Genomic DNA, 12809 nt, shown 5'->3' on the forward strand with positions numbered 1-12809 from the left:
CTAATTATGAAAAGTATACCCCGCATATACCGCATAAGTTTTTCTTCAATTGTTGTCGGAATACTATTAATTTTCGGTAGCTCATGTAGTAGTGATAATACCATAGAACCAGTTATTCAGGCGCAAAAGAGTGAAGAAGAAGAGCCTGAAGAGATTGTAATTGCACCGGAAGATAAACTGCCATTAATTCAAATAAATACAAACGGTTCTGAAATTGTTGATGAACCCAAAATTGATGCAAATTATACTGTAGTAGAAGCTGGCGAAGCAACTCTTCAAGGTTTTCTAGGCATAGAATACAGGGGTTCTTCTTCTCAGATGTTTCCTAAAAAGGGCTATGGTATAGAAACTAGGGATGAAAATGGAGAAGATTTTAAAGTAGAGTTATTAGGATTTCCTGAAGAAGAAGATTGGGTCTTACATGGGCCTTATAGTGATAAATCTTTGGTCAGGAATATGTTGGTGTATGATTTGTCTCGCGATATTGGACAATATGCAAGTCGAACAAAATTTGTGGAACTCGAAATTAATGAGGAATATCAAGGGGTTTATGTTTTTATGGAAAAACTTAAACGAGATTCGAACAGAATAGACATTAACAAATTAAAGGATGATGAGAATTCTGGTGAAGATTTAACCGGCGGATATATCTTAAAAATTGATAAAACTACAGGCAATGTAGACGATGACCTTAATAGTCGTAATTCATTTGTATCTGATTTTGATCCTTTATTTGCCTCCACAGGGCAAAAGATATATTTTCAGTATGAATATCCTGATGTAGATGATATTACAACAGAACAAAGAGCTTATATATCAGATTATGTGTATCAATTTGAAAATGCATTAGTTTCTGAGGACTTTGAAGATTCGGTAAATGGATATACTGCTTATATAGATGTAGATAGTTTTATCGATTTTTTTATTCTTAATGAAATTTCTAATAATATTGACGGCTATCGTTTAAGCACTTTTATGCATAAAGAAAAAAACGAGAAGTTAAAAATGGGTCCGGTATGGGATTTTAATATAGCCTTTGGTAATGTTGATTATTGTGGTAATGATGCCTATAATATTTGGGCTTACAAATACAATGAACGTTGTTCAGAAGACAATTCGTTAACACCTTTTTGGTGGGATCAATTTATGAAAGATCCGGCTTTTGTTGCACAACTTCAAACGCGCTATAATGCTTTACGTGGAGGATTATTGTCAAATGCTACTGTGCAAGCAAAAATCGACTCTTACGAAGCTACACTTTTAAAGGCTGGCGCCATTGACGCGAATTTTGGTAAATGGCCCGTTTTTAATGAGTATATCTGGCCAAATTCTTTTGTTGGTGCCAGTTATGATGAGGAATTAGACTTTCTGTCAGATTGGTTAGAAAATCGACTAAATTGGCTCGATGGAGCTATAAATGACCTTTAGAGTTATTTAATTTTTGCTTTACAGTCCCTTAATTCTAATTAAAGATTTATAAATTGATTAGAAATTCACGTTTTTCAGATGTTTAAGTTTCAATATTTCTTATTGTTTTTATCGGTTACCGTGCTATTTGGATGCAATAATTCGAATAATAGGAAATCTAATTCAGAAGAGCGGTCTACAAGAAAAACGGCATTATTGAATCGTGTTTCGGCTTTACCAAATAAGGTAAAATCTCCGGCCAATAATCAACAATCAATAGATAAAATTGCATTAGGGAAGTTACTTTTTTATGACCCTATTCTTTCTGGTAATAAAGATTTAGCTTGTGTAACCTGTCATCATCCAAATACGGGGTATTCAGAGTTTTTAGATATATCAATTGGCCCTAATGCTAGTGGTTTGGGTTCTAAACGAAGATTTAAAAGTCCCAATGATATTCCCTTTGTAAAAAGAAATGCTCAAACAATATTAAATGCTGCTTTTAATGGTATCGACGCTAATAATAGGTACGATCCGGAGCAAGCAACTATGTTTTGGGATGAAAGAGCAAGGAGCTTAGAGAAACAAGCCTTAGAGCCCATAAAAGCTTTAGAGGAGATGCGCGGGAATAATTTTGCAGAAGACGAAATATTAGATGTTGTCATACAACGTCTCAAAGCCATCCCAGCGTACCAAGAGCTTTTTGATAAAGCTTTCGATAGTACAAATGCAATTACTATTTCAAATTTGTCTAAAGCAATTGCATCATTCGAACGTACATTAGTAGCGAACAATTCTCGATTTGATCAGTATATGCGTGGCGATAAGGATGCAATTCATATTTCTGAAAAAGATGGTTTTGAACTTTTTAAATCGGTGGGTTGTATCAATTGTCATAATGGTCCTATGTTTTCCGATTACCTACCACATGTGCTAGGAGTACCAAAAAACAATAAGCTTGTAGAAATAGACAAAGGTATTCGAGATACGTTTGCCTTTAGAACTCCCAGTTTACGCAATCTAAGATTTACGGCCCCATATATGCACAACGGTAGTTTGGTGTCTTTAAAAAGAGTTTTAGAATTTTATGAGGATATCTCAAACGGTAAAGAGCGAAATGCAGATGTGACCGCAGAACAATTTGATCCATTTGTTCGAGAGTTGAAATTATCAGTTAAGGAAATGTCGTTAATAATATCTTTTTTAAATACCTTGAACGACGAAGAGTTTGATAGAGAAATTCCGAATGCGGTGCCTAGTGGACTAGCAGTTGGAGGAAATATAAATTAGGGTTTCATGGAAAAGTTAGTATTAAATAATGCAATCGTCTATATTGATAATGGAGAATTAATTAGCTACAAGATTGATGCACACGAATTTATTCATCAGAAAGGTAGTCCAGGTTGGAGAAATGCTGATACAGAAATGTTTCCAATTATAGGCCCCACTAGTGAGGCTGATTTTAGAGTTAAAACAGATAGGGGATATGCCATTCAAGATCAGCATGGTTTGTTGCGTGAACTAAAGTATGAGTTAAATGGACAAACTGATTCTAAAGCAAATTATGTAAAAACATATGCAGCAAATACGGAGGTTTCAAATTCAAAATTTCCGAATAAATCAACCGCTGAAAATCTCTCATGGCCTTATAATTTCACTTTTAAAAAAGTATTTAATCTTACTGAAAATGGATTAATAATTTCTTTTGTCATAGAAGGAGAAAAAGGAATGCCTTTTATGTTGGGCTATCATCCGGCATTTAATTTAATCACTGAGAATCCTATTATAGAATCCAACAGAAAAAGTATTTTATTAAAAGAGGTTTTGGCTGTCGGTAGTCGTGCGTATCAAGTGGTAGATTCTAAAGAAATCATATTGAAAGATAAGAGAAATTTAAAAATTAAAACAGAAGGTTTTGGCAATTTTATGCTGTGGACAGAAGTACCAAATATGATATGTATAGAACCAATTACCTTTTACCCATATGCCCTAGAAGCTAGTGATTTATATAAAGGTTTTATGGCACTTGAAAATGATTCAATGGTTTTTAAAGTTTATCTAATTCCTGATAATTAGATCCTTAATATTATCTACTCAAAGATCAAATTGATCTACCATGCTCTTATGCTTTTATCGCCAATGGTTTAAATGTAATGGCTAGAAATTTTTATTTTATTCTCATGCTTTTTAAAATTAACTTGTTGCCTGAAAATTAGATCATTAATGGAAACTATTCAAAGATCAGATTCATCTGATAAAACTTTTATAAAGCTCGTAGCTATGCTTGATAAAGAGTTAGCAGAAATTGATGGAGAAGATCATTCTTTCTACAATCAGTACAATGGATTGGATGCCATAAAATATGCTGTTGTTTTTTATCAAGACCAAACAGCTGTAGCCTGTGGTGCAATTAAACAATACGGTAATGATGCAATGGAGGTTAAACGTATGTATACAATTCCTAAATTTCGCGGTTTAGGTTTAGCCTCTAAAACTTTAATTGAATTAGAAAGTTGGGCTCATGAATTAGGGTTTGCTAAATGTATATTAGAAACAGGTAAACGTCAACAAGATGCAATTGCCTTGTATAAAAAAAACAAGTATGTAGTTATTGAAAATTATGGCCAATATTCTGGAGTAGAAAACAGTGTTTGTTTTGAGAAGGTATTGTAATCATACTATTAATTTAAAAATAGGTTATTTGAGAGTTTTTTTTGTTTTTAAACTACATCATTTATGGTTGTAATTGAGTTCTGATGAATATTTTTTGAATGGCGATAAATATGAAATTATTAGGCCAATTTAACTTTCTATTGTTGTTTCTTTTATGTTGAAAATCAGGTGTTATTTATTCGAAAACACCAAATACTTATTTTTGTTTTTATTGCTTTTTAAAACTTGAATACTAGATCGTTATTTAGGGCTATTCAAAGATCTTGTTGATCTAATTATCTTTCTTCAGACTACATTACATGAACCTTAGTTAATTAGTAGTTGTATAGTTTAAAGAAATCCACTGTTGAATTGAATTATTTAAAAGCATAATACTATAGATCCGGAAATTTGGGTGATAACTAATTAGTACAGGTGATGATTTAATATCTTTTTAAGATAGTTTACAAGTTGATATATAATTCTTTGTAAGGTTTTATTAAAAGATCTAATTCATGAAATTATGGGTTATTTGGCATCTGTGAATTAATCTTTTAAAGACATGCAAAGCAATTTATTTTTTCGTTTAGCTTTTTAATTTCAGCTATTACTTGGGGCCTAGGTCGTTAAGAAGAGTCACTCAAAGATCTAGTTTATATTTTCAATTTAATAGTAGTTAAATTGATGGTTTAATAATAAAATATCCGACACTATTTGCTGCTTTTAATCCATATTTAAGTAGGACCCTATAGAACAAATAATAGTATGATATTGAGATCGTGTAATCATTCTTTCAAAACTTAATGTAAGGCCACTAGAAAGAATACTTTCCGCAGATAATTGTTAAATTTGAATAATGCAAAAATTCCTTCCATTTCTGAAATGGGTTCCAAATTATAATTGGACATTTTTAAAAAAAGACATCTTTGCTGGTTTAACTGTGGCAATTATTTTGATACCTCAGGCTATGGCCTATGCTATGATTGCAGGTTTGCCTCCAGTTTACGGACTTTATGCTTCTTTGTTTCCGTTATTCATGTACACTTTTTTGGGTACATCTAGGCAATTGGCTATTGGTCCTGTTGCTATGGATTCTTTGTTAGTGGCCGCGAGTCTAGGCGCTTTAGCCATTACTGGCATCGAAAACTATATTGCCATGGCAATTTTCTTGGCTTTTTTGGTTGGGGCAATACAATTGTTATTGGGAATATTTCGCATGGGGTTTTTGGTGAATTTTCTTTCTAAGCCAGTTATAAATGGATTTACATCGGGTGCGGCATTGATTATCATTTTTAGTCAAATCAAGCACATATTAGGAACGGATGTCGAAAATAGCCCTCAGTTTTTACAACTGGTAAGCAATGTTTTTGTAAACATTGGCGAAACAAATATGTATGATTTGATGATTGGATTGTCAGCAATTGCTTTAATAGTATTAATAAAAAAATGGAATAAAAGAATTCCGGCTATACTCTTAGCCGTTATAGTTGGAATTTTAATGGTGTATGCATTGCATTTAGATGTGAATGGAATTAAAATAGTTGGTGAAATACCTACTGGCTTACCATCATTTGAAATTCCCCAAATAAGTTTTAAAAACATTATTACCATGTGGCCGATAGCCCTAACAATTGCACTTGTTGGTTATTTGGAAGCCATTTCAATAGGAACAGCTTTAGAAGAAAAAAATAATGAAAACAATTTGGATGCGAATCAAGAATTGGTGGCAATTGGGGCATCTAATTTGGTAGGTTCTTTTTTTCAATCCTATCCTATAACGGGGAGTTTTTCGCGATCAGCAATAAGTGGTGAAGCTGGTGGTAAAACAAATTTGGCTGGTTTTTTTACAATGATTTTGGTAGTAATTACTTTATTCTTTTTGGCACCATTATTTTATTACCTGCCTAATGCTGTTTTAGGAGCCATAATTATGGTTTCGGTTTTTGGATTACTAGATATCAGCTATCCTAGAAAATTATGGAAAAACCGAAAAGATGAATTTGTAGTTTTATTACTAACCTTTTTTATTACGTTGTTCATTGGTATCCCACAAGGAATTTTAACCGGGGTATTAATCTCCCTTTTGGTAATGGTTTATCGAACATCAAAGCCACATTTTGCAGAGTTAGGTAATATTAAAGATTCCGACTATTACAAAAACGTAGATCGTTTTGAAGATGAGATAATTGTACGAGACGATTTGTTAATAGTGCGTTTCGATTCACAACTATATTTCGGGAATAAGAAATATTTTAGAGAAGAATTGTATAAATATATTGCAGCTAAAGGCAAAAGTTTAAAGGGTGTTATTTTAAATGCGGAGGCAATTAATTATATAGATTCTAGCGCAGCTGCGATGCTAGTTCAAATTATTAATGAATTACATGATAGAGATTTACAGTTTATTATAGCGGGTGCTATTGGCCCTACTAGAGATATTATTTTTAGTAGTGGCATAATTAATGCCCTAGAGAAAGATTTTCTTTTTGTGAAAACCAAAGAGGCCGTCGACTATTTTGATAACCCCGAGAAGGTAAATTTATTACGAGATAAGGTGGCATATCAAAAAAATCATTGTTGATTTTTATCATTTTTTTAAAAATTAATTCAAGTTAACTTTACGAGTAATAGCAAATAATAGTTTTATGATAATTGAGCAGATTTATACAGGTTGTTTGGCACAAGGTGCATATTATATAGAGAGTGATGGGGAAGTAGCTATTATAGATCCATTGCGCGAGGTTACAAATTATGTAAAGAAGGCAAAGGAGAGCGACGCTAAAATCAAATATATTTTTGAAACACACTTTCATGCCGATTTTGTAAGTGGTCATGTAACGCTTTCAAAAGAAACTGGGGCTCCAATTATATATGGGCCTAATGCGAATCCGTCATTTGAAGCGATAATAGCAAAAGATGGTCAGGAGTTTAAATTGGGAAAAATTAGTATAACAGCACTCCATACTCCAGGTCATACAATGGAGAGTACAACATATTTGCTAAAAGATGAAAATGGAAAAGACCATGCAATTTTTTCTGGTGACACCTTATTTTTAGGCGATGTTGGAAGACCAGATTTGGCACAAAAAGCTGCCGATATGACCAAAGAAGATTTAGCAGGAATTCTGTTTGAAAGTCTTCGTAAAAAAATAATGCCACTAGCCGATGATGTAATTGTTTACCCAGCTCATGGTGCAGGTTCTGCCTGCGGTAAGAACATGATGAAAAAAACGGTAGATTCTTTAGGTAATCAGAAGAAGATGAACTATGCCTTGAGAGCAGATATGACCAAAGAAGAATTCGTAAAAGAAGTAACAGATGGTTTATTGCCACCACCACAATATTTCCCATTGAATGTAAAAATGAACAAAGAAGGTTATGAGGATATAGCCGAAGTCTTGGATAGAGGTACTACTGCCTTGTCACCAGAAGCCTTTGAAACTGCGGCTAACGAAACGGGAGCTTTAATTCTTGATGTTCGTCATCAAGATGATTTTGTAAAAGGCCACGTTCCACGTTCAATTTTTATTGGACTGAATGGTGATTTTGCACCTTGGGTTGGGGCGTTGATTGGTGACGTTGCGCAACCTTTATTGTTAATCACTCCAGAAGGGAAGGAAAAAGAAGCAGTTACCAGATTGTCGCGCGTAGGCTTTGATGGCACTATTGGATATCTAGAAGGTGGACTTGCCGCCTGGCAAAAATCAGGAAAGGATATTGATGTCATAAATTCTGTATCTGCTATTGAGGCAACAGAAAAAATTAATACGGTTAAAAATCAAGTTTTTGATGTTCGAAAGGAAACTGAGTTTGGATCGGAGCATTTAACAGATGCGCACAATGCGCCATTAAGCAATTTAAATGCTCACCTTAGCGAGTTACCGGATGAAACCTTTTTCGTTCACTGTGCAGGTGGCTATCGTTCCGTTATCGCTGCCTCTATACTAAAGAGTCGAGGTTATCATAATTTAATAAATATTGAAGGTGGTTTTGGTGCCTTAAAAGAAGCAGGGGCCTCTGTAACAGATTTTGTTTGCCCGACAACGTTGTAAAAATTTATTAAATAGAAAGAATAAACTATGAATGTTTAGAACCTTAAATTGTAACCACCCAATTGTAAATTAAATATTGGATTCTTTTTCAAAGGAAAATACATTCATAATATTCTTAATTAAGTATGAATCTATTATTTGTTGTGTTTCTATCGTACTATTTTGTAGTGTGATATAAGCTTCGAGGTCATTAAAATTTGTGATGCTACTTTCTTTTTCAATAAAAGCATAACCGTTATAGGTGCCATCTTTAACTAAAATAATGGCTTCTTCTTTGAGTGTTCTTCCTTTTTCTTTAATAAAATAATTTTCTTTTTTCGAACGCATAAATGCAATAGCATTTTCAACTTTTAAATTATAGTCTGAAATATTTTCACTACCACTACAAATACCCTCACAATTTACGATGCTATAATGCGAACATTTAGAAACATTTTCTTGTAAATGACAATATTTTGGACAAAGTTTAAAGTCTCTACAAACGTTTTCTAGATAGGTTCTACATTCAGAAATACTATTAAAAGTAGCTAAGGCGTTGGGCATAGCTTTTAATTTGTTTGGGGCTAAATGCATAATATCGTTTTGATCTTGATAAGAAAAAATACCATACTGTTGCGACTTCCTTTTTTGTGCAGAATTATATTTTGGAAAGTGATGTTTAATAGCTGCAGATTCCATCAATAACGCAAGTACTTCACTACCTGAAAGTTCAAAATCTATATGAGCAGTTTCTCTACAAAGTTTTACTTCTTTTTCAGATTTATCGTAGAAGTGTCCTGTAATTCGTTTTTTAATATTAATTGCTTTTCCAACATAAATTATCTTACCATTGGTGTCTTTAAAATAATAAACACCAGGCTTGGTTGGTAATTCGTCATATACTTTTCTAGAAAGTAATGGGGGTAAAGTAGCTTCTTGAGAACGAGAATTTAAAAAGGTCTTAAAGACTTTGTCCGCACTCTCGGCTCGCAATAGTTTTTCAAACAAAAGTACTGTAGCATGTGCATCACCTCTAGCGCGGTGCCTATCTTTGAGTGGTATATTTAAAGCTGTACATAATTTCCCTAAGCTGTACGATTTGTAACCAGGAAATAATTTACGAGAAAGTCGTACGGTACAGAGTTTCTTTTTTACAAATTCGTATCCTAAATTTTTGAATTCATTTTTTATTACGTTGTAATCAAAATTGACGCTATGCGCTACAAATATTGTGTCGTTTGTTATTTCAATAATTTTTGGAATAAGCTCAATTAGTTTAGGTGCATTCCGCACCATGTCATCATCAATTCCTGTTAAACCAGTGATGAAATAGGGAATTGGCATTTCAGGGTTTACAAGGGACGTAAACTCGTCTATAATGTCATGACCATCGTATTTAAAAATCGAAATTTCGGTAATTCGATTTCCTTCAATTCCGTTGCCAGTGGTTTCGATATCAATTATTGTGTACATGTTCTTCTTTGAAGCAATAAAGTTATGATATTAATTCAGCTTTTATTCAATAGTTTTTCCTCAGATAACTCTTCTGAATAATTGAGAATGTTTATTTTTAATGGATGGAGGAAAATAAGATGATGAATACGAATAGTTTTGTTTTTTTAAGCTTGCTTAGTGCTGTTTGTTTGATTTTAATTATAGGGTGTAAAGATAAAGTGGAAACCACTAAAACAACGGAACAAGATAAATTACCTAATATAATTTATGTCTTAGCAGATGATTTGGGTTATGGTGATATAAATGCATTTAATGAAAATGGTAAAATAAAAACACCATATATAGACGCTTTGGCTGCATCTGGAATGAAATTTACAGATGCCCATACTTCATCTGCAGTTTGCACACCAACACGTTATGGTATTTTAACAGGCAGATATAACTGGCGCAGTCCTTTAAAGCAAGGAGTACTAACGGGTATTTCAAAAGCATTAATTCCAAACAATAGAACTACAGCAGCTTCTTTATTAAAAAAGGCAGGTTATAGTACGAGCTTTATTGGTAAATGGCATTTGGGCTGGGACTGGGCATTATCAGAAGGAGATAGTGTTTATGGAACAGGTTGGAATGCCACAGATTATAAAAATATAGATTTTTCTAAGCCCATAACAAATGGCCCCAAAGATTTAGGCTTCGATTATTCCTATGGACATTCGGGCTCATTAGATATGGCGCCTTATGTTTATGTTGAGAATGGCATGCCAACATCAATTCCTCAAAAAGTTACAGTTGATAAGGGCAAATATACATGGTGGCGAGAAGGCCCAACCGGAGATGATTTTAAGCATGATGATGTAACACCAAATTTTTTCAGAAAGTCTTTTGCCTATATAGAAAATCAAACTAAAACTAATCAACCATTTTTTCTCTATTTGGCTTTGCCTTCCCCACATACCCCTATTTTACCAACAGAAGATTGGTTGGGTAAAAGTAATTTAAACCCATATGCAGATTTTGTTATGCAAATAGATGATTATATGGGAAAGTTAAAAGCCTTACTTAAAGAGAATGGCTTAGATGAGAATACCATTATAGTTTTTACGAGTGATAATGGATGTTCTCCACAAGCAGATTTCGAAGTGCTCGGTGAAAAAAATCATGATCCAAGCTCAATTTATAGAGGTCATAAGGCAGATATTTATGAAGGTGGCCACAGGGTACCTTTTATTGTAAGTTGGCCAAAGAAAATTGAAGCGGGTAGTATTTCTAACGCTACAATTTGTACGACTGATTTTTTAGCAACTTGTGCGGAAATTGCAAATGTAGATTTAAATGCTAATGAAGGCGAAGATAGTTATTCCATGTTGCCATTGTTTTCTGACGATTCTAAAGCTGCTTTTAAACGTGAAGCAACAATTCATAGTTCTATAAACGGAAGTTTTGCAATTAGAAAAGGTAATTATAAATTAGTTATGTCTGCAGGTTCTGGAGGGTGGAGTTATCCAAAGCCGAATGATAAAGACATCGACAAATTGCCGCCAATACAGCTTTTTGATTTAAATGAAGATCCCGCAGAAGAGAATAATTTGTATGCAGAAAAACCAGAAGTAGTCGAAGAATTAAAATTGTTATTAAAAAATACTATTGATAATGGAAGAAGCAATGAAGGAGAAAAGCAAATGAATGATGCTAATTTTAAAGATGCAGAATGGAAACAATTAGTAGTCTTTGAGACTCAGAACCACAATTAATTTTTGAATTTTATGAATTAAAACATACCAGATACCAGACCAAAAATATATCTAAACCAAACGAATACAATGAAAAATTTTCTTACCCTAATTCTCTTATTTACAATACAATTTTGTTTCGGTAAAATATGGATGCCTTCCATATTATCGGATAATATGGTGTTACAACAAAACTCTGAAGTTAATATATGGGGATGGACAACAGCAACCAACGAAACAATTACAATTACGGGCTCATGGAATAATACTCCGGTAACGGTTAAAGCACATCAAGGTATATGGTCTACGAAAATAGCTACTCCAGAAGGAGGAGGTACTTATACATTAACTGTAAGTGGTCATGAAGAAATAGTTATAAATAATATTTTAATAGGTGAAGTTTGGTTGGGGTCAGGCCAATCAAATATGCAATGGACACCTGAAAATGGTCTCGAAAACGCTGAGGAAGAAATTTCAAATGCCGATTATCCAAATATTCGATTTTTTAGTGTTTTACGTAAAAAATCGAAAAATCCTCAAGATGATTTAGAAGGAGAGTGGGTAGTTTGCACGCCAGAAACTATGCAAAAATTTAGTTCGGTAGCTTATTTCTTTGGTAGAAAATTATTTAAAGATTTACATGTTCCTATTGGATTAATTAATTCGAGTTGGGGAGGTACACCGGTGGAAGTGTGGATTGAGAAAGAAGTTCTTTTTCAAGATGATGAATTAAAAATTGCGGCGAATAAGTTAAATGACAATGGAAACTGGCCGACTACTGCAGGTGTAAACTTTAATGCCATGATAAATCCTATTACAAAATTCAATATAGCCGGATTTTTATGGTATCAAGGCGAATCCAATAGAGCTAATCCATTTTCATACTACAAATCTTTTCCTTTGCTAATTAATAGCTGGCGAGAAAAATGGGAAAAGGAATTGCCTTTTTATTTTGTACAAATTGCTCCTTATCGATATGATTCGGTTAAAAATGTAGCGGCGGCGGTAGTACGAGATGCGCAACTGCAAACAATGTTAAGTATTCCTAATACTGGAATGGCAGTGACTAATGATATTGGAAATGTAGAAAATATTCATCCTACTAATAAACAGGATGTTGGAAAACGATTAGCACTTTGGGCATTGGCTAAAACGTATAACAAGGACATTGTTTATAGTGGACCAGTTTATAAGTCAATGACGATAAAAAATAATAAGATAATGGTAGCTTTTAATAATGCTGAATCTGGACTAGTGAAAAATGGAAAAATACTTACCGAATTTTTTATAGCTGGCGAAGACAAGAAGTTTTATCCTGCTAAAGCAAAAATAGTAGATGATAAATTACAGGTAATGTCTTCAAAGGTTAAAAAACCTTTAGCCGTTAGATTTGCTTTTACTGATACTGCGCTACCAAATTTATCGAATAAAGAAGGACTCCCAGCTAGTGCATTTAGAACAGATGATTGGGAAATTCAATTGGAATGATATAACTTAAAAGAAAGTTCCCTAACAATTACAAACAGACCCTAGC

At 33.4% G+C, this 12809-nt stretch carries 9 protein-coding genes; 8 read left to right on the forward strand and 1 reads right to left on the reverse strand.

Going from position 1 to position 12809, the window contains the following annotated elements:
* The first annotated feature begins 6 nt into the window (after nt 1-6).
* The 6 genes from UH7x_RS12390 to UH7x_RS12415 all read left to right on the forward strand — a co-directional run bounded on the left by UH7x_RS12390 (nt 7) and on the right by UH7x_RS12415 (nt 8111).
* Nucleotides 7-1428 (forward strand): CotH kinase family protein, encoded by a 1422-nt coding sequence (locus UH7x_RS12390; RefSeq protein ID WP_482360238.1) that lies wholly within the window; start codon nt 7-9, stop codon nt 1426-1428.
* A gap of 78 nt (nt 1429-1506) precedes the next feature.
* A complete protein-coding gene (locus UH7x_RS12395) occupies nt 1507-2697 on the forward strand; it encodes a cytochrome-c peroxidase (protein WP_482360239.1) in 1191 nt (396 codons plus the stop codon).
* 6 nt (nt 2698-2703) lie between these two features.
* Nucleotides 2704-3483, forward strand: a complete 780-nt coding sequence (locus UH7x_RS12400; protein WP_482360240.1) for an aldose epimerase family protein — start codon at nt 2704-2706, stop codon at nt 3481-3483.
* A gap of 147 nt (nt 3484-3630) precedes the next feature.
* The gene (locus UH7x_RS12405) at nt 3631-4080 is read left to right on the forward strand and encodes a GNAT family N-acetyltransferase (RefSeq protein WP_482360241.1); all 450 of its coding nucleotides are present in this window, start codon (nt 3631-3633) and stop codon (nt 4078-4080) included.
* An 835-nt stretch (nt 4081-4915) separates the two neighbouring features.
* Nucleotides 4916-6640, forward strand: a complete 1725-nt coding sequence (locus UH7x_RS12410) for a SulP family inorganic anion transporter (RefSeq protein ID WP_482360242.1) — start codon at nt 4916-4918, stop codon at nt 6638-6640.
* A gap of 64 nt (nt 6641-6704) precedes the next feature.
* Entirely contained in the window at nt 6705-8111 is a 1407-nt protein-coding gene (locus tag UH7x_RS12415) for an MBL fold metallo-hydrolase (protein WP_482360243.1), read from the forward strand.
* A 69-nt stretch (nt 8112-8180) separates the two neighbouring features.
* On the opposite strand, the gene UH7x_RS12420 is transcribed toward UH7x_RS12415, so the two are convergent.
* Entirely contained in the window at nt 8181-9563 is a 1383-nt protein-coding gene (locus UH7x_RS12420; protein ID WP_482360244.1) for an exonuclease domain-containing protein, read from the reverse strand.
* A 104-nt stretch (nt 9564-9667) separates the two neighbouring features.
* On the opposite strand from UH7x_RS12420, the gene UH7x_RS12425 reads away from it, so the two are divergent.
* Entirely contained in the window at nt 9668-11296 is a 1629-nt protein-coding gene (locus UH7x_RS12425) for a sulfatase family protein (protein WP_482360245.1), read from the forward strand.
* A 69-nt stretch (nt 11297-11365) separates the two neighbouring features.
* Entirely contained in the window at nt 11366-12763 is a 1398-nt protein-coding gene (locus UH7x_RS12430; protein WP_482360246.1) for a sialate O-acetylesterase, read from the forward strand.
* Nucleotides 12764-12809: the final 46 nt, after the last annotated feature.

The organism is Aurantibacter sp. UH7, assembly GCF_056839165.1.